Origin of the sequence: Kribbella sp. NPDC051620, assembly GCF_044453825.1 — a bacterium.
GTDB lineage: Bacteria > Actinomycetota > Actinomycetes > Propionibacteriales > Kribbellaceae > Kribbella.
On record NZ_JBITDB010000004.1, the window covers coordinates 803,338 to 822,589 of the forward strand.

The 19,252-nt window shown below is 65.4% G+C and carries 19 protein-coding genes; 9 read left to right on the plus strand and 10 right to left on the minus strand.

Translation table 11 applies throughout. The features are described 5' to 3' along the window. The first annotated feature begins 2 nt into the window (after window positions 1-2). From ACIA12_RS22885 to ACIA12_RS22910, 6 genes are all read left to right on the plus strand, one after another. The gene (locus ACIA12_RS22885) at window positions 3-740 is read left to right on the plus strand and encodes an endonuclease/exonuclease/phosphatase family protein (protein ID WP_396369059.1); all 738 of its coding nucleotides are present in this window, start codon (window positions 3-5) and stop codon (window positions 738-740) included. Window positions 741-756: 16 nt separating this feature from the next. Beyond that, window positions 757-2,223 (plus strand): ATP-binding protein, encoded by a 1,467-nt coding sequence (locus tag ACIA12_RS22890; RefSeq protein WP_396369060.1) that lies wholly within the window; start codon window positions 757-759, stop codon window positions 2,221-2,223. Window positions 2,224-2,243: 20 nt separating this feature from the next. After that, on the plus strand, window positions 2,244-3,032 hold the full coding sequence (locus tag ACIA12_RS22895; RefSeq protein ID WP_396369061.1) for an MBL fold metallo-hydrolase: 789 nt from the start codon (window positions 2,244-2,246) through the stop codon (window positions 3,030-3,032). A gap of 110 nt (window positions 3,033-3,142) precedes the next feature. Then, complete coding sequence (locus tag ACIA12_RS22900; RefSeq protein WP_396369062.1) at window positions 3,143-5,347, plus strand: N,N-dimethylformamidase beta subunit family domain-containing protein; 2,205 nt, start codon at window positions 3,143-3,145, stop codon at window positions 5,345-5,347. A gap of 37 nt (window positions 5,348-5,384) precedes the next feature. After that, a complete protein-coding gene (locus ACIA12_RS22905) occupies window positions 5,385-6,080 on the plus strand; it encodes a phosphatase PAP2 family protein (protein ID WP_396369063.1) in 696 nt (231 codons plus the stop codon). Continuing rightward, complete coding sequence (locus tag ACIA12_RS22910; RefSeq protein WP_396369064.1) at window positions 6,017-6,712, plus strand: phosphatase PAP2 family protein; 696 nt, start codon at window positions 6,017-6,019, stop codon at window positions 6,710-6,712. The genes ACIA12_RS22905 and ACIA12_RS22910 overlap by 64 nt, the downstream gene beginning before the upstream one ends. Window positions 6,713-6,730: 18 nt before the next feature. On the opposite strand, the gene ACIA12_RS22915 is transcribed toward ACIA12_RS22910, so the two are convergent. From ACIA12_RS22915 to ACIA12_RS22940, 6 genes are all read right to left on the minus strand, one after another. Beyond that, complete coding sequence (locus tag ACIA12_RS22915) at window positions 6,731-8,113, minus strand: ABC transporter substrate-binding protein (RefSeq protein ID WP_396369065.1); 1,383 nt, start codon at window positions 8,111-8,113, stop codon at window positions 6,731-6,733. Between the two features lie 10 nt (window positions 8,114-8,123). After that, entirely contained in the window at window positions 8,124-9,071 is a 948-nt protein-coding gene (locus ACIA12_RS22920; RefSeq protein WP_396369066.1) for a carbohydrate ABC transporter permease, read from the minus strand. A 9-nt stretch (window positions 9,072-9,080) separates the two neighbouring features. Further along, window positions 9,081-10,001, minus strand: coding sequence for a carbohydrate ABC transporter permease (locus ACIA12_RS22925; RefSeq protein ID WP_396369067.1), 921 nt, complete (start codon window positions 9,999-10,001; stop codon window positions 9,081-9,083). 85 nt (window positions 10,002-10,086) lie between these two features. Then, window positions 10,087-12,291 carry an RNA polymerase recycling motor ATPase HelR gene (gene helR / locus ACIA12_RS22930; RefSeq protein WP_396369068.1) on the minus strand — a complete coding sequence of 735 codons (2,205 nt, stop codon included), beginning with the start codon at window positions 12,289-12,291 and terminating at the stop codon, window positions 10,087-10,089. Further along, window positions 12,278-13,471, minus strand: coding sequence for a glycosyltransferase (locus ACIA12_RS22935; RefSeq protein WP_396369069.1), 1,194 nt, complete (start codon window positions 13,469-13,471; stop codon window positions 12,278-12,280). The genes helR and ACIA12_RS22935 overlap by 14 nt, the downstream gene beginning before the upstream one ends. Window positions 13,472-13,599: 128 nt before the next feature. Further along, the gene (locus tag ACIA12_RS22940; protein ID WP_396369070.1) at window positions 13,600-14,232 is read right to left on the minus strand and encodes a GPR1/FUN34/YaaH family transporter; all 633 of its coding nucleotides are present in this window, start codon (window positions 14,230-14,232) and stop codon (window positions 13,600-13,602) included. Between the two features lie 204 nt (window positions 14,233-14,436). Between ACIA12_RS22940 and ACIA12_RS22945 the strand changes: the two genes are divergently transcribed. Together ACIA12_RS22945 and ACIA12_RS22950 are read left to right on the plus strand one after the other, a co-directional pair. Beyond that, on the plus strand, window positions 14,437-15,315 hold the full coding sequence (locus ACIA12_RS22945) for a class I SAM-dependent methyltransferase (protein ID WP_396369071.1): 879 nt from the start codon (window positions 14,437-14,439) through the stop codon (window positions 15,313-15,315). Window positions 15,316-15,412: 97 nt separating this feature from the next. After that, on the plus strand, window positions 15,413-15,817 hold the full coding sequence (locus tag ACIA12_RS22950; protein WP_396369072.1) for a hypothetical protein: 405 nt from the start codon (window positions 15,413-15,415) through the stop codon (window positions 15,815-15,817). A 65-nt stretch (window positions 15,818-15,882) separates the two neighbouring features. Here ACIA12_RS22950 and ACIA12_RS22955 read toward each other — a convergent pair whose 3' ends face one another. Further along, window positions 15,883-16,401, minus strand: a complete 519-nt coding sequence (locus ACIA12_RS22955; RefSeq protein ID WP_396369074.1) for a hypothetical protein — start codon at window positions 16,399-16,401, stop codon at window positions 15,883-15,885. A 266-nt stretch (window positions 16,402-16,667) separates the two neighbouring features. On the opposite strand from ACIA12_RS22955, the gene ACIA12_RS22960 reads away from it, so the two are divergent. Next, on the plus strand, window positions 16,668-17,654 hold the full coding sequence (locus tag ACIA12_RS22960) for an alpha/beta hydrolase (protein WP_396369075.1): 987 nt from the start codon (window positions 16,668-16,670) through the stop codon (window positions 17,652-17,654). A gap of 418 nt (window positions 17,655-18,072) precedes the next feature. Here ACIA12_RS22960 and ACIA12_RS22965 read toward each other — a convergent pair whose 3' ends face one another. The 3 genes from ACIA12_RS22965 to ACIA12_RS22975 form a co-directional block, all read right to left on the minus strand. Continuing rightward, window positions 18,073-18,717 (minus strand): hypothetical protein, encoded by a 645-nt coding sequence (locus ACIA12_RS22965; protein WP_396369076.1) that lies wholly within the window; start codon window positions 18,715-18,717, stop codon window positions 18,073-18,075. Window positions 18,718-18,812: 95 nt separating this feature from the next. Continuing rightward, window positions 18,813-19,061: a hypothetical protein gene (locus ACIA12_RS22970; RefSeq protein ID WP_396369077.1), complete on the minus strand. Its 249-nt coding sequence runs from the start codon at window positions 19,059-19,061 to the stop codon at window positions 18,813-18,815. Continuing rightward, the gene (locus tag ACIA12_RS22975; protein ID WP_396369078.1) at window positions 19,058-19,219 is read right to left on the minus strand and encodes a hypothetical protein; all 162 of its coding nucleotides are present in this window, start codon (window positions 19,217-19,219) and stop codon (window positions 19,058-19,060) included. Before ACIA12_RS22975 ends, ACIA12_RS22970 begins: the two co-directional genes overlap by 4 nt. Window positions 19,220-19,252 lie beyond the last annotated feature (33 nt).

Sequence of the window (19,252 nt, forward strand, 5' to 3'; positions counted from 1 at the left end):
AGATGCGAGTCCTGACGATGAACGTCCAGCACGATCAGGGCGATCCGCGCCGGACCGCCCTGATCAACGCCGAGGTCCGGCGAACCGCGCCCGACGTGGCGACCTTCCAGGAGGTCTGCCACCCCGGCACCCAGCTCGCCGAGCTGACGGCCGGTACCGGGCTGATCCACTGCACTCAGCAACACGAACTGATCGGCCCGGTCGGCGTCGACCACGGCACGGTCATCGCCACCCGGTGGCCGCATCGGGTCGTCGACGTCGTCGAGCATCGCGGCGATCCACACTGGTGGACGGTCGCGGTCGCGATCGAAGTACCGGATCGAGGCGAGCAGTTGTTCATCGTGCCCACCACGCCGTGGCGGCCCGAACATGAGGACGCACGTCTCCAGCAGGCGCACGAGCTCACCGCCCTTGACGCCCGCCATCACAAGACGCTGCCGACAATCGTCGCCGGCGATTTCAACGCGGCCCCGGACTCGCCGACCATGACCTATCTCTTCCGGTACTACGACGACGCATGGTCCAAGACAACGGACGCCCCCGGCTACACCTGGACAGTCGACAACCCGGTAGCCGCCGCCGAGATCCTCCACCTACTAGGCGAAACCGATCACCGCCACCCACCTGATCGGAGCCACCCCCATCAAAAACACCTGGCTAAGCGACCACTACGGAGTCCTGGCCGAACTCACCTGCGGCGGCAATTCTTAGGAGTACACTTCTTAGAAGTGCAGTCCTAAGAATGGAGACGGTTGCATGGTCCGGCGTATCGCCAAACCCGCGCACGTCTTCGGGCGGGACGCCGAGTGGGACGGGCTCGTCTCGTTCGTCACCCGGCCGCTGCCACACGCAATGCTCGGTGTGGTCAGCGGTCGGCGGCGGATGGGCAAGACTTATCTCCTGCGCGCCCTCGTCGAACAGCAGGCCGGGTTCTACTTCGCCGCCACGGCTGGGACCACAGGGGAGTCTCTTCGCCAGTTCGGGGCGGCGCTGGCTGCCCATGCCGGTTCGCCATCGCCCTTCTCCTTCGCCAACTGGGACGACGCGATCAGTTATCTGTTCAGCCTGGCGACGCCGGGCCGGCCGCTGCTGGCGGTGATCGACGAGTTCCCGTATCTGTCCAAGACGGCGCCGGAACTGCCGTCGATCGTCCAGCGCGAGATCGACCGGTTCCAGCGCGAGGAAAGCTCGATGCGGTTGCTGCTCTGCGGTTCCGCGATGTCGGTGATGGGCGGACTGCTGGCCAGTACTGCGCCACTTCGTGGACGTGCCCAGCTGGAGCTGGTCGTGCGGCCCTTCGACTATCGCGAGTCGGCTCGCTTCTGGGGCGTCCAGGACGATCCCGCGCTGGCGGCCAGGCTGCATGCGGTGCTCGGTGGCACACCGGCGTACCGGCGCCAGTTCCTCGCCGAGGATGCGCCGGGGAGTCTGGAGGAGTTCGACGACTGGATCACGCGAACGGTGTTGTCGCCGCTGAGTCCGCTCTTCCGGGAGGCCCGCTATCTGTTGGCGGAGGAGATGGATGTCCGCGATACCGCCTTGTATCACTCGGTTCTCGCGGCCGTTGCCCACGGCAACTCTACGCGTGGTGGCATCGCGAACTACATCGGCCGGAAAGCCGTCGACATCTCCCATCCGCTCAACGTGCTCGAGGACAGCCACCTGCTCGAACACGAGGAGGACCTGTTTCGGTCGGGGCGGGCGCAGTACCGGATCACCGAGCCGCTGATCAACTTCTACGAGGCGGTGATGCGTCCGTCGTGGGCGAGGTTGGAGGCCGGCCAGGGGCGTGAGGTGTGGGCGCAGTCGGCGGAGCGGTTCTCCTCGCAAGTCGCCGGACCACATTTCGAGGCGGTCTGTCGCGAGTTCATGCTCGGTCCTGGCGCGGCGCTCGTCGACGCGCCGCTCGGCAAGGTCGGGCGTGGTGTGGTGTCCGACCCGACCGAGCGCAGGCAGACCGAGATCGACGTCGCCGTGACCGAGGGCGGCAGCGGTGGAGCGAGAGTCGCCCTGCTCGGTGAGGCGAAGTGGGGCCGGACGATGGGCGTCGACCACCTCGACCGCTTGGCCCGTGCTCGTGAGGTTCTCGGAGCGCGAGGGGTGGACACCGGCCGCTGCGTCCTGGCCTGCTTCAGTGGTGCGGGATTCACCGACGCGCTCAGAGCGGCCGGGTCCGAGCGTGAGGATGTCCTGCTGGTGACCGTCGCGGACATGTACGCCTGATTTGTCTGGAGGAGAGACACATGCAGGTTGGTGGGGTTCGGGTTGATTGGGTCAGTGATGGGACGTTTGTCGTGCATCCGAAGTACTTCGGGGAGGGGGTGGCGGAGGATGCGCGGCCGGAGTCTTTTGCGCGGGAGGGGTTTGCTTGGTTGCCGATCGGGTGTTTTCTGGTTCGGACCGGGGAGCGGACGATTCTGGTGGATGCGGGGTTGGGGCCGGATCAGGAGGAGTTGCCGCACGGGATGCGGTTGGTGGGTGGGCAGTTGTTCGTGGGGCTGGGCGCGCTCGGGGTTGAGGCTGGTGACATCACTGATGTCGTCATCACTCACTTCCATACCGATCACGTCGGGTGGCTGTTCGACCTGGCCGCTGAGCCGGTCTTCGGCAACGCGGTGATCTGGTACGGGGCTGCTGACTGGGACTACTTCGTCAACGGGCCGGGGGACATTCGGGCGCATATTCGGGACGGGTTCCTGGCCAATGCCGATCGGCAGCGCCCGTTGACGCATGACACTGCGGTCGCCGAGGGCGTCAGCGCAGTACTGACTCCAGGGCACACGCCTGGGCACCTGTGCGTGGAGATTGCCTCGGACAACGAGTCGCTGCTGCTTCTGGGGGACGCGATCACCTGTCCGATCCAGTTGTCCGAGCCCGGCTGGCATTCCTTCGGCGATGTGGACGCCACTGCGGCCCAACGCAGCCGGGATCGGCTCTGGGAGCAGTTGAGAAGTACGCCGGGGGTGGGTGCGCATTTCCCGGGGCTCGCCGCGGGCCGGGTGGGGTCCGGGATCAATTGGGTCACGGACTGACCTCTGCTGGTTCCCGAATCGCCTTATGTCCTTAACCTCGAAGGAAGGGGAGTGGGATCCAGGGGGGAACCATGGTCCGGAGGGTGTTGTTTTTTGCTGTCATTTTGTCGGTGACGAGTTCGGTACTGCCCGCAGTCGCGGTGACCGCGAATGTGACCGTCACAGCGTCCGCAGGCTCGAATGCGACGACGACGTTGACCTATCGGGGGACGGTGACGAGCGCCGGCCTGCTGCGTGACATCGTCATGGCGGTGCCTCCCGGATCGACCGGCGCGATCACCTCGGTGAACGGCACCGTGACGACGGCGTCACCCGGCGTCATGCGCTGGCGGCCGAGCAAGCCGACCTCTGTCGGGGTGGGCGCGCGACTCGCGATCCCGCTGTACGGCCTGCGCTTGCCGGCCGGTGGGCCATGGACCCTTCTTTTCAAGGCGACCGGGACAACTGGGACGGTACTGTCCGCAGGAAACGGCATATTGGTGCCGCAGGCAAGCATCCCTCCGGCGGCAGTGCGGATCGTCGCGTCCAACCCGATTCCGGGGCAGAAGACCACGCTCACCTACAGCGGTACGGTGGGATCGGCCGGCATCCTGACCGCGGTACGGATGCAGTTGCCGGCCGGTGCGTCAGGCGCTGTCACGAGCATCAACGGCACGTTGAGCACCTCGAGCGGGTATGCGACCTGGAGGCCGCTGACGCCGCTGAACGTCGGCGCCGGAGCACGCCTGTCCATCCCGATCAACGGGCTCGTACTGTCGAAGTACGGTGGAATCCTCACGCTGGCGATGTCAGCGACTGCCTCGACCGGCGCGGTCATGATGTCTGGTACCGCCTCCCTCGCCCTGATCGCTCCGCCGGCGGCGATGCCTGCCGTGGCGGCCGGCTCACCGCCGGTTGCTCGCGCCGGTTGCCCCACGAGCTGGCCTTCCACTGTCACCGAGAACGCACGGCCCGGAACGGCCGACTGGGTGATCCCGCCGTCGATGAACGGCGCGCTGGCCGCCTATCTCAACCAGACGTCCGCGACCTGCGGCGACCTCGTGGACCTCAAGGTGACTTCGGGCGATCCGGTCAGCATCGTCGCGTACCGGATGGGCTACTACCAGGGCCTGGGCGCGCGGGAGATCTGGCGGCGGGTCAACGTGCCGACCATCGTCCAGCCGGCTCCGATCACCAGCGGCACTGCCAACGGTCACGACCTGCGGATGACGTCGGCGGCGCACTGGACGCCCACAGCCAGCATCCCGATAGATGCCGAGTGGGTCCCCGGTACGTACCTCATCAAGGTCAGCGGCGGCGGGCTCGCCTCGTACGCGCCCCTGACGATCCGCGACGACAGCGGGACGAAGCACGCGCTGCTGATCCAGCAGGCGACGGCGACCTGGCAGGCCTACAACAACTACGGCGGCGTGAGCTTCTACACCAGCCTGGCCACGGGCTCCGGCAGGCTCACCTACGACCGCCCGTACGCCGAGGGGCAGGGCTCGGGCCAGTACCTCCCCCTGGAGCAGGGCCTGGTGTTCTGGGCCGAATCCAAAGGGCTCGATGTCACATACTGGACCAACGAGGATCTGGACCAGTTCGGCGGCCAGTTGGCTGATCGGGCCAGGACGATGTTCCTGCCCGGGCACGACGAGTACTACTCGCTGCGGATGCGGGCGGCGCTCAGTCAAGGGATCGCGAGCGGGGTCAACGTCGCGAACCTGGGCGCCAATACGGCGTACCGGCGGATCACCTACACCGACGACGGCAGGCGGGCCTGGGACATCGATCGCTACACGGCCGGCTACACCTCGTCGACCTGGCGGTACCTGGGTGATGGTTACGCGTCGCAACCGCTGCTCGGCGCCGAATACGTCTGCGCGGTTGTCGGCAACACGCTGACGACCGGGAGCGGTTGGATCTTCGACGGGATCGCGCCCGGTACAGCTCTGCCCGGGTTCATCGCGGGGGAGGTCGACACTGTCCAACCTGGTCTCTACCAGCACGGCGGACAAGCAGTCGCGGCGACCGGGGCCGGCAGTTGCAGGACGAGCAACCAGCCGGTGACCATGCACACGACGACCTACACGGCGTCCTCGAGTGCCCGCGTTCTGAACGGTTCGACCTTCGCGTTCGGCTGCTTCCTGGTGGTCCGATGCCCCTCCAACTGGACGGTGCCGACGCCATCCGCGGCCTCCCAACGGGCGGTCGGCGCGATGGTGGCCAACATCGCCGAGTGGGTGAGTCACGGCGAACTCGTCGTACCGATCGACACGTCGACGCTGCGGGCCGAAGTACCGAAGCAGGCACTCGCGACGGCCAGTCAGCCGTAGCGCGTTTCGAGCGCGGAGGCGCGGGCACAGGGGCTTGATGACGACGGCTGGCGTGGTGGTGCGGACGCGGGGCTGGCGGCTGCTGCGTGGGGTGCTGGCGATGGCGGGGTTCGCGTTGCCGGTGCTGGTGCTCGGGTTTGCGGTGCGGCAGCAGTTCGATCCGTTGATCAGTCTGGACGAGTCGGTGATCAGCCGCGCGACGGTCTTCTCCGTGCAGCATGGGTTGGTGCGGGCGCTTGAGGTGGTGCAGGCGATCAGCCAGCCGGTATGCGTCTATGTCGTCGCGCTCGGCGTAGTGATCTGGGCGTGGCGGGCGAAGAAGCTGAAGGGGCGGGCGTTGTGGGCGGGCGTCACGATGCTGGCCGGCTGGGCGATCGGGGCGGGCACGAAGCTCGTCGTCCAGCGGGCGCGACCGATCGTCGATGATTCGGTGCCGCATGCCCAGGGGTACTCGTTCCCATCGGGTCATGCACTGAACATCACTGTGGCGGCCAGCGTCATGGTGTTTTTGCTGTGGCCTTTGCTGTCGGTGACCGGCCGGCGGATCGGGATCGCGGTGGCCACCGTCGTGGTGGTCGCGGTCGGGCTCGACCGGGTGTTCATCGGAGCGCATTTCCCGTCCGACGTGGTCGCGGGATTCATCCTCGGCGTAGGGATCGTGTACTCATCATGGATCGGTTTCATCGGCAAGACGGCAGCGACCTCCTCACCCGGGCCGTCGCACCCTGCGTAGCGCTGGGCGGCGTCATCGTCGGCTTCGGCTTCGCCTTGAAGGGCCCGCTCGACGGGCTGTCCCATTCCGAAGAGGCGGTCAACAAGGACCTGGCCGCCGACCGGAGCAGTACCTGGAACACGATCACCCTGATCTGGTCACACATCGGCAACACGGAATCGGTGATCGGTGTCTGCATCGTGGTCGCGGCCATCCTGCTGTGGCGTACGCGCGACTGGCGGCTGGCCGCAGTACCGGTGCTGGCGATCGCCATGCAGGGCCTGATCTTCCTGGTCGCTTCCGAGCTCGTCCGGCGGCAACGTCCCGAGGTGGAAAAACTCGACCCCTCACCCCCGACCGGCAGCTATCCCAGCGGTCACACCGGCGCCTCGACAGGCCTGTACCTGTCGTTCGCCCTCCTGGCCCTGGCCATCCACCGTGCCTGGCTCCGCACTCTGACGATCATCGTCTGCCTGTGCCTGCCGCTACTGGTCGCGTACGGCCGCCTCTATCGCGGCATGCACCACCCCACTGACATTGCCGCTGCCTTCCTCAACGGCATCGTCTGCGCCCTGATCGCCTACGCCTGGTACCGACATCGCGCCAAGCAGCTCAACCGCACCGAACAGCTCCACCCCATCGGCAGGCGATGAGGCGGAGCCGATCGCCGGCTACTGAGCGACTTCGAAGAGCTTGTCCAGTTGGGTGTTCAGTTTGGTCAGGGATGAGACCGGGGAGCTGCCGATGTAGACGGCATCCAGTCGTGGCGCCATCAGCGCGGTGATGTCGGCCGCGTTGGTGGTCACCGGGAAGAGGAAGGTCGTCTTGTCCTTCACCTGCTGGGTGAACGGGGTGACGTCGAGCTTGCGTTCGGTCTTGTTGTAGTTGATCGCGAGCTCGGTGCCGGCCGGCCGGGCGGGGAAGACGACGCCGGACTGGCCGATGATGTTCTGGCACTGCTCGCCGGACAGGAACTTCACCCACTTGGCCGCGTTCTCGGGCTGCTTGGACAAGGTGGTGACCGAGTCGGCCAGGCCGTTGAACATCGACGCCCGCTTGCCGCTCGGGCCGATCGGCGTCGGCGCCAGGCCGATGTCGAGTTTCTTCCCCTTGGCGTCGGTCAGCTTGGTGAAGGTGGAGATCATCCACGACCCGCTGAGCCCCATCGCTGCGGTCCCGGACTGGATCTGCTTGTCGGTGCCGACGGCGTTGGTACCACCGATCTCGGCGTAGCTGGGCATGTAGCCCTTGTTCACCAACCCGAAGTACCAGCTGAGCGTGTCCTGCAGCTCAGGCTTGTCCAGGTTGAACTTCGTGCCCCACGGGTTCTTGTCGGTCGCCTGCCAGCCGGCGCTGCCGGCGAACGCGGACCACTGGGTCTGACCCCAGCCGCCACCGCCCGAGCCTTCAGCGGACAGTCCGTGCATCTTGATGTGGTTCTTGTCGAAGCCCGGCTCGTCGCCACGCTTGCCGTTCGCGTCGATGGTCAGATGGGCGACCAGCTTTTCGAAAGTACCGCCGTCCCGGGGATTCCAGTTGAGGTTCTGCAGCTCCGACGGGTCGACGCCTGCCGCCTTCAGAACAGTCCGGTCGTAGAAGATGGCGATCGTGTCCCAGTCCTTCGGGGCGCCGTAGCGCTTGCCGTCCTGGCCCTTCCACAACTGCGCCAGGCCTTCCTGGTAGTCGCCGTCCTGGATGTCCTGCGTCGGGCCGAGGTCGTCGAGCGGCCGCAGTACCTTCAAATCAACGAACTGCGCGAACTTCGACAGATGGTCGGTGAAGACGTCCGGCGCCGTGTCGGCGATGAAGCCCGCGGTCAGCTTCGACCAGTACGTGTCCCAGCCGTACTGCGAGATGTGGATCTTGAGATCCGGATTCTCCTGGTGGAACGCGTCGGCGCACTTCTGGTATCCCGGCTGCTGCGCCGAGTCCCACAGCCAGTACTCGATCGTGCCGTTCGTACTGGAGCCCCCACCGCCGCTGCACGCCGTCAACGTGCTCGCAGCCAGGATGACGCCGACGGCCGCTGCCCGGATCCGTTTGCTGATAGTCATCATGGCGTCCTCACTTGATCCCGCTGAAGCCGATGGAGTTGACGATGCGCTTGGCGAAGACCATGAACAGCAAGAGCATCGGGAGGGCGGCGACCAGGGTGGCCGCCATCAGCCCGGACCAGTCCGGCCCGGTCTGCGGGGTCTGCGACTTGAAGACGCCGAGCGCCACGGTCAGTACCCGCGACTTGTCGGTGTAGCTGACCAGCAGCGCCCAGAAGTACTCGTTCCAGGACGCGATGTAGGTCAGGATCGCCAGCGTCGTGATCGGCGCGACCGACATCGGCAGGATCAGCGTAAAGAACACCCTGGTCTTCGAGGCTCCGTCGATCAGCGCCGCCTCCTCCACCTCGCGGGAGATGCCGAGGAAGAACTGGCGCAGGAAGAACACCGCGAACGGCGTCATGAACATCGTCGGCAACGCGATCCCGAGCAGCGTGTCCACCAGGCCAAGCTGCTTGATCAGCACGAAGTTCGGCAGCAGCGTGAAGATCGACGGGATCATCAGGCCGGCCAGGAAGAACGCGAACACCCGCTCGCGATGCTTCCACTGCAACCGCGCGAACGCGTACGCCGCCATCGCGGAGAAGAACACCTGTCCCGCGGTGATCAGCGTGGAGACGACGACCGAGTTGAACAGGTACCGCCAGAAGTGGATCTCCTGGCCGGCGCCACCCGCGTCGATCGCCGCCTGCCCGGTCTGCAGGCCGAAGACCCGCTCGAACCCGCCTGCGGACGGTTGGACGGGGAGCAGGCTGTCGCCCCCGGCGTACAGGGCGTTGTTGCTGGACAGGGCGGTGCGGAGCATCCAGTAGAAGGGGAACAGGCTGACCAGGATCACCAGGATCATGAACGTCCAGGCCAGCCCACGGCCGATACTGAAGCGACGCGGCGGGGCCGGCGGCGGTACGTCGTTGTCGGGGAGAGCGACGGACGGAGTGCTGTCGAGAATGATGCTCATGCTCGCTCCTCAGGCCAGGTCGGACGAGTCGGCCCGGGTCAACCGGTACTGGACGAAGGTGATCACCATCAAGACGATCAGCAGCGCGACCGACATCGCCGACGCGTAGCCGAACTGGAACCGGCCGAACGCGACGTCGTAGATGTAGAACTGCAGCACCCGCGACGAGTCGACGGGTCCACCACGGGTGGTGACCGCGACGGTGTCGAAGACCTGGAACGAGCCGATCACGGTGATGATCAGGACCAGCGACAGGATCGGCCGCAGCAACGGAACGGTGAGGTGGCGGAACATCCGGATCTCGCTCGCGCCGTCGATCTTGCCGGCCTCGTAGACCGTGTTCGGGATGGTCTGCAGCCCGGCGAAGATCAGCAGGGCGGTGTAGCCGAGGTGCCGCCAGACGTTGATCAGCGCGATCGTCGGGATCACCCAGGTGTCCGACGACAGGAACGGGATCTGGTCGATGCCGATCGCGCCGAGCAGCTTGTTCCCGATCCCGAGCTGGTAGTCGAGGATCCAGAGGAAGACCATCGCGGCGACCACGTTCGAGACCAGGTACGGCGTGAGCACGATGCCGCGCAGCCAGGTCTTCTGGGTCAGTCGCTGCATCATCACGGCGATCACGAGCGCCAGTACCGTCTGGATGCCGATGTTGAGGACGACGTAGTACAAGGTCACCTTCAACGCGTTCCAGAACACCGGGTCCTGGACCATCCGGATGTAGTTGTCCAGGCCGTTGAACTTCGGCGGGGTGAGCAGGTTGAACTTGGTGAAGCTGAGATAGATCCCGCGCAGGGTCGGCCAGACCAGGAACACCCCGAAGCCGATCGTCGCGGGCAGGATGAAGAGCAGGGCGAGGCGCGTGTCGTCACGCGCCCCGCCCCTGGTACGACGAGCGGGTGCCGCCGTGGGCGGCGTCGTACTGGCCATGCTGTCTCCTTCGCCGGTGCTACGGCACGCGCCGGCGAGAGTGACCACCTGGACATGCCTGGAGGGGATTACTTCCAGGCTGAAATTAATCCATTTCATCCAGTGTGACAAGGGGCACACGAAGGATTACCAACTGCTGTGTCGCCCGGGTCATCGCGACGTACCGGTCCACGGCGCCCTCGATGCCCTCGCCGAACGACTCCGGGTCGATCAGTACGACCAGATCGAACTCCAGGCCCTTGGACAACTCGGGTGTCAGCGACCGTACCCGCGGACCAGCCGGCTGGTACGACGGATCGCCGATGACACAGGCGATCCCCTCGTCGTGCTCGGCAAGCCATTCGTCCACGATCTGCTGCAGCTCGGTCGCCTCCCCGTATCTGACCGGTACTCCGCTGCTGCGGATCGACGTCGGCACATTGGCGTCCGGCAGGGCGGCGCGGATGACCGGCTCGGCCTCCGTCATCACCTCCTCCGGCGTCCGGTAGTTGATGCTCAAGCTCGCCAGGTTGACCCGATCGAGCCCGACGCGCTCGAGCCGCTCTTCCCACGACTCGGTGAACCCATGCCGCGCCTGCGCGCGGTCCCCGACGATGGTGAAGCTGCGCGACGGGCACCGGAGCAGCAGCATCTGCCATTCCGCATCGGTCAGTTCCTGGGCCTCGTCGATGACGATGTGCGCGAACGGGCCTTTGAGAAAGTCCGGGTCCGCTGTGGGCAGACCGCCCGTGTCGACGAGCGCCTCCTGGATGTCGGCGCCGCGCAGCATCGGGATCCAGCCCTCGTTGTCGTCGTCGGCCTCGATGATGTGGTCGATGACGTCCTTCATCCGCTCGCGCTCGACCGCGGCGGCAGCTTTCTGCCGGCGCTTCCTTCGCGAGGCCTCGGGGTCGCCCAGTCGTTGCCTCGCCGCGTCGAGCAGCGGCAGGTCTTCCGAGGTCCAGGCCTGGGGGTCCTTGCGCTGCAGGAGTTTGACCTCTTCGGGGCTGAGCCAGGGCGCACACCTGCGGAGGTACGCGGGGACGGACCAGAGGTCGCCGACGAGGTCGGTCGGTTCGATCAGCGGCCAGGCCTTGCCGAACTCGTCTTTGAGATCTTCGTTCTGCTCAAGCGATCTGCGGATCAGATCGGGCGAGAGATCCTCGTCGTCGTACTCGGTTTGATGCTTGTCCAGCAGGATCGTGATCAGCTCGTCCCAGACCTGGTCGCGCGCCTCGTTGTGCGGCGTACCGGGGTCGGCCGCTCCGAACGCCTCGGCCCAGTCGGCGGCGGTGAGGTCGACGTCGGTCCAGTGCGTCTCGACGGTCATTCGCTTGGTGGGTGGCTCTTCGTACAGCCGCACGGCCGGCTCGATGGCCTTCACCATGTCAGCGGTCGCTTTGAGTCTTGCTGTGGCGGGGTCTTGCTCGTCGGGTGCTGTGGGCCCCTCGGGGAGAAGGTCTCGCAGTGTGCAGGTCTGCACGCCTTCCTCGCCGAGGCTGGGGAGTACGTCCGAGACATAGGCCAGGTACGGCTGGTGGGGGCCGACGAACAGTACGCCGCCGTGGCTGTGGTCGAGGCGCGGATCGGAGTACAGGAGGTACGCCGTACGGTGCAGCGCGACGACCGTCTTGCCGGTACCGGGCCCGCCGTCGACAACCAGCGCGCCGCGGGAGCTGGCGCGGATGATCGCGTCTTGGTCGGACTGGATGGTGCCGAGGACGTCGCGCATCCGGGCCGAGCGATTGCTGCCGAGGCTGGCGATGAACGCGGACTGGTCGTCGAGCGCAGCCTTGTGTCCCTCGAAGCCCTGGTCGGTGAACACTTCGTCCCAGTAGTCGGTGATCCGGCCACGGGTCCAGCGGTAGCGGCGGCGGTTGGCCAGACCCATCGGGTTGGCGTGGGTCGCGCCGAAGAACGGCTCGGCCGCGGGGGATCGCCAGTCGATCAGCAGGCGGCGCCCGTCGCGATCGGTGAGGCCCAGGCGGCCGACGTACACGACCTCGTCGTCGGTGGTGACCATGTGGCCGAGGGTCAGGTCGAGACCGAATCTCTTGAGTGTGCGGAGCCGTGCGGTCAGACGGTGGACCTCGAGGTCGCGGTCGAGTGCCTCCTGGCCTTCGCCGCCGGGCGCCTTGCGGGTCTCGTCTAGGCGCTCGGACAGTTCGGCGATCGTCTGCTGCAGGCTGTCGGCGATCGCGGCGAAATGCTCTTCGTCCTTGCCGATCAGGGCGGGGTCGGCTTTGGCTGCGAGGTTGCTGGGGAGGTCGAAAGCAGTGGTTTTCAAGGGGTTCACGTCAGCGGCTCCCATCAAGCAGTAGCTTTGCGGCTACTGCTGTTCCGTCGGTGCGGATCTTGGCTGCTATCGCTTGTGCTTCTCGTTTCAGGTTGAGGGCAGCTTTGAGTGCCGTGGACAGGGATTCGGTGGTGGGTGTTGGGCCGTCGTGGGCGACCCCGATGCCGAGGGCTTCCGTGCGGGCGGCCCAGTAGGGCTGGTCGGCCAGTTGGGGGACGATGACTTGCGGCGTACCGGCCCTTGTCGCGGTCAGCGTCGTACCGGCGCCACCGTGGTGCACGACGGCGGCTGTGCGCGGGAACAGCGCTTGCTGGTTGACCTCGTCGACGACGAAGCAGTCGTCCTGGTCGTCGATCAGCTCGAGCTCGGCCCAACCGCGCTTGAGAATCGCGCGGCGGCCTTGCGCCCGTACTGCCTCGATGACTGTTCGACCGGCGTTTGCCGAGGAATGCATAGGCATACTTCCGAAGCCGACGAACACCGGCGGCTCGCCTGCTTCGAGGAAGGTGCTCAGGTCTTCGGGCAGCGGGCGCTCATCCGGCAGGATCCAGGCGCCTGTTTGGGTGATTGGTTGCGGGTCCAGCCATGGGTCAAGCGTCGGATCGGTCGCCAGCCAAGGCTTGTCGCCGACGACATACTGGCGAACGTCATCGACCCTCGGCAGCCCGTACTTCGCCCTGCTGCTGTTGAGCGCTTCGCCGAACAACACATTGTTGCTCTCGGCATCCAGCTCCCAAAGCGTCTGGTTGTCGGTCACATCGTCAGGGAAAGGTCGCCCAGGCAGCGCCAGCGGCCGACGTCTATCGGATGGCAGCGTGAGCTGCTGAAAGGTCACCGAGACAGCTTTGATGTTGAGTAACTCGGCGACCGACAGCGCACCGGCCGCAGCCGGCAACATGCCCGTGGCAACTACCACATCAAACCCGCGCGCCGCCTCCGTGAGCACCTCGAACTCAGCAGCGATGATCTCCGACGCCCGCTCCGGAATGCTCGCCGGCGCCGACTTCGACCTGGTCAGCTCTTTGGCCGACCGCCCAATCGGCACCACTGGTACGCCGAAACTCCTCAGCAACTCACCGAAGTCCGGCGGCGCGCCCAACCGAACCTCCGCCCCCCGCGCCCGCAACTCCAGCGCGAGCGCGAGCATCGGCTCGACGTCTCCCCGCGACCCGTACGTCGACAACAAAACCCGCATCCACAACTCCCCAGCTCGGCTACAGACAGTGAGTCTGAGCCATCACCGGGGCCTTGCGGCAAGTCCCCCCATGCGTTATAACTTAGACACGGCAGGGAGATCCTTTCTCCTTGCCTTTCGTTTTGCCCTCAGCTGCGGACGAGTGCCTGTCCGAGTGGGAGGGCCTTGCCGCCGGTCGCCTGCGAGGCCGAGTTGAAGAACAGGTAGACCCCTACCGCGGCGAAGACGAACACCAGCACCCCGGCCACCTTCAACGTGCCCGCCGACTGCTGCAACGTGCCGATCAGGACCAGTACCAAGGCGATTTCGATCAGCGCGAAGAGGATCGTGTAGGCACTCGGTAGCCGCAGGGTTGCCAGCGTGAGCATCCCGATCACCACCAGCCATGAGATCAAGAACAACCCCTGCGTATGCAGCGCATCCCCAGCAACAATGGCGAACCAGTTGTGCGTCAACCCCAGTACGAGCGTCGCATAACTCAACCAGAACCCAGCAAAGATCCCGAACACCCCGGCCACCGCACTCTGCCCAACAGCCGCCGCCCAAACAGCCGCGATCACCAGCCCCAACCCGGTAGCCGCGACAATCACCGGAAGCGAAGCCCCCACCGCCGCCGCGGGTACATACCCGACAAGCACCAGCCCCAACGCAACCGACCCCACGATAAAACTGGGCAGCCCGATCAGAGCCGGATCTCCGGCTGGAACAACAACTTCAGGGGCGTACTGAACGCTTTGCAGTTCGGCATCGACAGTGGTCATGACCAGCTCCTTCAGCGCGAATCCCGAGTGCTCAGAAGCGTAGGTAGCGGCCCGATCACCGAGCGTCTCGTTTTGAGACTGGCTCCGCTCGGCACCCAAGCCGTTCACCCTAAGTGGCAGCGGTTGTTCCGAGACGGGGGGACCTTGGGCGCGGTACGGTCCTGGTCTCGCGTAATCCGGCGTGAGCAGAGGCGGGGACGACCAATGACCGATGCGTCGGCCGACGTGGTCTGCATCTTGTGTGGTACCGGCGGTCCGTTCCGCCCGCGTGGCGCGAAGGACGGCTACGGCATCGAGGAGTGCCCGGGCTGTGGGCTGGTGCAGTTGGTGCCGACGCCCACACCGGAGACGTTGCGGGCGTTGTATGAGGAGGAGTCGTACTTCGGCGGCGAGGGCTCCGGCTATTCGCAGTACGAGAGCCAAGAGGCCGAGTACCTCGCTACCTTCCGTGAGGACGTCCGCCGGATCGCCGAATTCGTCCCGACCGGCCGCATCCTCGAGGTCGGCTGCGGCTACGGCTATTTCCTGAAGGCCGCCCTGGACGCCGGCTACGACGCATACGGCGTCGACCTGTCGCCCTCGGCCGTCAAGTTCGCCGACGAGCGCTACCCCGGCCGGGTCTTCTGCGGCCTAGTCGAAGAAGTCCCCGAGATCCAGGCCGAGAAGTACGACATCATCTTCGCCTCCCACCTGATCGAACACGTCACCGACCCGGCGGCCTTCCTCAACACTGCCCGCGAGTTGCTCAACCCAGGCGGCCTGATCGTGATGGTCACCCCCAACATCGGCAGCCTCCTGTCCCGCGTCTCCGGCTCCCGCTGGGTCTCCTTCAAAATCCCCGAACACGTCAGCTACTACGACCCGCGGACCATCACCGAACTCCTTCGCCGAACGTCCTTCCAGACAACGGCGATCGACAGCGCCTACCAGTACTACGCCCTGCCCTTCGTCATGTCCCGCGTTCGCGAACTCCTGCACCCGGCCTCTCGCCTGATCCCACCCTTCGAACGCACCCGCCTCCTCCGCGACCGCCGAATCCGCGTCACCAGCGGCTCGATGCGCGTAATTGCCACCCTCAAGTAGAGATCAGCGGCCGACCCGGCCGTTGTATACACTGACCGGCCGTTACTGCGCGCAGATCAGAATGATGGGGACAGCGATGCCGACGCACGAGTGGACCATGGCCGACGACAGATACGGCTCACCCCGCCAGCCCAGGCGGAAGACCGGGATGATCATCACCGTGGTCGTACTGGCGTTCCTGGCTCTCGTCACCGCGCTCTACCTGAAGGCCGGCCCCACAGCCGGCGGCACCCCTCCCCTGGACACGAAGAGCTACCAAACCAACGTCAACTGCCAGGCGAACACAGTCGGCTCGCAGGGCACGGTCACCATCACCGGCACAATCACAGGCGACGCATCGAGTTACTCGGTCACCGTAGAGGTCCTGGACAAAGCCACCCAGCAACGAATCGGCGGCCAAACCTTCGAAGTCCAGGGCACCACCTCTTTCACCGGTACCACCCCCACAGAATCCCCCTTCGGCCCCGCCGGCATCGACTGCAAGATCACCAAGGTCGCCTAGCACTCAGACCTCTCACCGCCTGAGTACACTCTCGCCCCGGTAAGGCTGATAGCCGGCAGGCCCGCTCATCCGGCGTCGATCGTGAAGGTGATGGCGTCATGAAAATTCTGCTGACCCGCTGAATCGCTGATGTCCACTTCGAGTCGGTGCTGTCCGACGGTCAGGTCCGTCGGCGCCATGATCCTTCCCTGCTGGAAGTAGTAGGCAACGTCCAGGCCGAACGGGGTGGGATCCAGGAACCGCCGGATCGCCGTCCGGGTCGTCTCCAGCGGATTACCGTCGAGACTGAAACTGACCGTGAGTCCTTGCATGATGCGTTCAGCGTCCTGGCGGCTGAAGGAGCGGTCGCCGCCCTCGAAGTCGGCGATGAGAATCACGTGCCAGTCGTCGGCGCGGAAAGTCGCGCCGTCCCATGGCGATCCAGAGAACGGGCGGATCGACCCACGCGTGCCGAAGTCATCGGCAGGTGCGGCTTGCGCGCCCCGCGAGTGTTGCAGAACGGCCCTTCCCCCATTACCGAATGCCTCGAAAACCGCGGTGGCATCACCGCGGGTAATACGGTCTGGCCCCGCTGATTTCATCATGAGACCGCTCCTCCCTTCGTCATGGCATCACCGGCCGTACGGCGAGCGTGACACGGGCCGCTTCCGAGAGGAAGCGCCGAACCTGCCTCATTGCGATCGGCAGAATCATTGCTCTTTCACCGGCGACACGCGACTGGTGAGCGCGTACGGTTGTTGGGGTCTGCGCCACCACGGGCGTCACACAAGGCGGGCCGCCCGGCGCGGATGAGCTGCGGGGTGGGGAGGACGCCGTGTTTCGTCAGGTTGGTCGTCGTACGGTCGGAGCCTTGCTGTTGGCCATGGTGATCGGGGTTGCTCCGGCAGCCGCTGCCGTCGGGAATGCCGGAGGTGATGCGGGACATGTACGCCGGGGCGGAGGTGCCCGGGTTGTCGCCGAGGAGCAGGTCGGCTCCCGTCTGGTAGACCTCACCGTCGAGTCGCCGGCATTGGGCCGAACCGCCAAGGTGCGGCTGCTGACTCCCGACGGCTGGAACCAGCGGCGGCGTAGTGATCATTGGCCGACGTTCTACCTCTTACACGGCTGCTGCGACACCTATGAGAGCTGGACTCTGCAGACCGACGTCGAGGACCTGGCGCAGCTTCGCAACGTACTTGTGGTGATGCCCGAGGCCGGTCCGCAGGGCTGGTACAGCGACTGGTGGAACCACGGCGAAGGCGGACCGCCCGCGTGGGAAACCTTCCATACCCGTGAACTTCGCCAGCTGCTGGAGCACGACTTCGGCGCCGGACAGAAACGCGTGATCGCCGGCCTGTCCATGGGTGGTTTCGGAGCCCTCTCGTACGCCGGCCGCAACCCCGGCATGTTCCGCGCGGCCGCTAGTTACAGCGGCGTGGTGCACCCGCTGTACGACGGCTGGCCCGAGGGAATGATGGGGTTCATGGAGGAGGAGTTCGGCCTGGATCCCCTGGCGCTCTGGGGCGACCCGGTCGCTCAGCGAGGCATCTGGCAGGCGCACGATCCGTACTACCTCGCGAAACGGCTGCGCTCCACGTACGTCTTCCTGTCCAGTGGTGACGGCACCCCGGGCCCCTTCGAACCACCCGGTGAACCGGGCGATGAACTCGAGGCCCAGATCTACCAGATGAACCAGCTGCTAGCGCCGAGACTCCAGCAGGCCGGCGTACGCGTAACAACTGACTTCTACGGCCCGGGCATCCACAACTGGCCGTACTGGGAGCGCGAGCTGCACCGGTCGCTACCCCTCCTCCTATGCGCCCTACAAAACACCAACCACTGCGAGCGCGCCGCCTAGTACTCCAGCCATAGCCCCCGCATGATGACTCGCGCTGTGTTGGACTCAAGACGATCTCGCGGAGGTCGCAGGTCAAGAGCAGACATTAGGCGGCCTGAGGCCTGAGCAAGTCGTTTCCGCTGGTTGCGCGCTAACAATCATCGCTATGCGTGGGCGGACTTCCCCGGATGCAGAAGAGCCGGACGCCGAGCGTCCGGCTCTTCCCAAGAATGGCGGAGGATACGAGATTCGAACTCATGAGGGGTTGCCCCCAACACGCTTTCCAATCGCTCGATGGGTCGTTCAGGGGTGTTCGGCAAGGGCCATTTAGGCGGAGCTGAGGAGTCCTAGAACCCCGCTGAACGGTCCCGAACGTACGCGGATGAGACTAACTTTGAGACTGTCCACAGGCCTATCTATGGTCTGGCTGGGGAGGTCATCACTCCGGCCCAGAGGGCGAGCCCGACAGCTTTTCGTGCATCGTCAGAGGGTCTTGCACGGCGTCCGACACGAATGCTAATTCCTCAAGGATTTCGGCCAGTTCGCCGAACGTTAGGTGACCGTCAGGGCATCGAAGTCCATCGTTCGTCAGCCACACCGCGAGGGTGGAACCGTGGCCGATCTGATCACTGTTGATCGCCTTAGGTAGGTGCTTAGAGCGGTTGTAGAGCAGGTTCAGACGTTGCAGTGTCGTACCGTCGTCCTTCTTGAACAGCGCGTTCTTCTCCGCGCGAGTGAGCAACTCGTAGGCTTGGTAGATATACGAAAGGACGACTTCCCAGTGACCGACAGCCGCCAAGTACTTCAAGAAGTGCTCAGGGTTTGCTAGATAGTCAGCAGTCTTGTTCCGGGCGAGCTCGTACTCGCTGAACGCAAACTGCGTGCGCCGCAGGAAGTTGAACAGTGTCTGACGCGACCGATCGTCCATGCTGGTCCGCACCATCGTGTTCAGAATGAAGTTGGCCAGCCAGTGCTGTTGCTGGTCGCTCGTCTTGCTCATGTCTCTGATCAAGGCCGACGTGAAGCGGGACAACTGCGGTGCAACGAACGTATCTTTCGAATAGTCAGAAAACCCGATAGCCACGCGTTAAGGCTACGCGCCGGCCGCTTGAGAGTCAGGTGGATTTGGTAGGCGAGGCGCGCGCGGTTCTCAGGGCGTCACACGCGCGCCTCGCCGGTCTAGGCGTTCTCCAGCTCCCTACGAAGGTCGGCAGCGAGCTGCTCCAACCCTGCTCTCGGAACGGTCGGACCTGCGTGTTGCGTCAAGAGCCGCTCGACGTACCGCACGGCGTCGTCGATGCCCTGGTCCCAGCCATCCCCGTAGATCCGCTGCCACCACGGCGTCCGCTCAAGGAGGCGTGTCCACCAAGGTCCATAGACGCTGTCTCCTCCAAGGAGCCGCGTCAGCCGGGCCCTCTGCGTGCTCATTCCTCGTCCAGCCATTCCGCGCCGTCGGCCGTCCGATGGAAGCCTTTGTGTTCCCCGAGGATGCACGGCATGCCGGTCTTGGGGTGGAGCCCGTCACAGACGTCAGTGCCTGCCCACTCAACCCCGGCTGTATCGCGCCCCGTACGTGTGCCGTTCATGTATTCAGCTTGACGACCACGCGGCGTGAGATC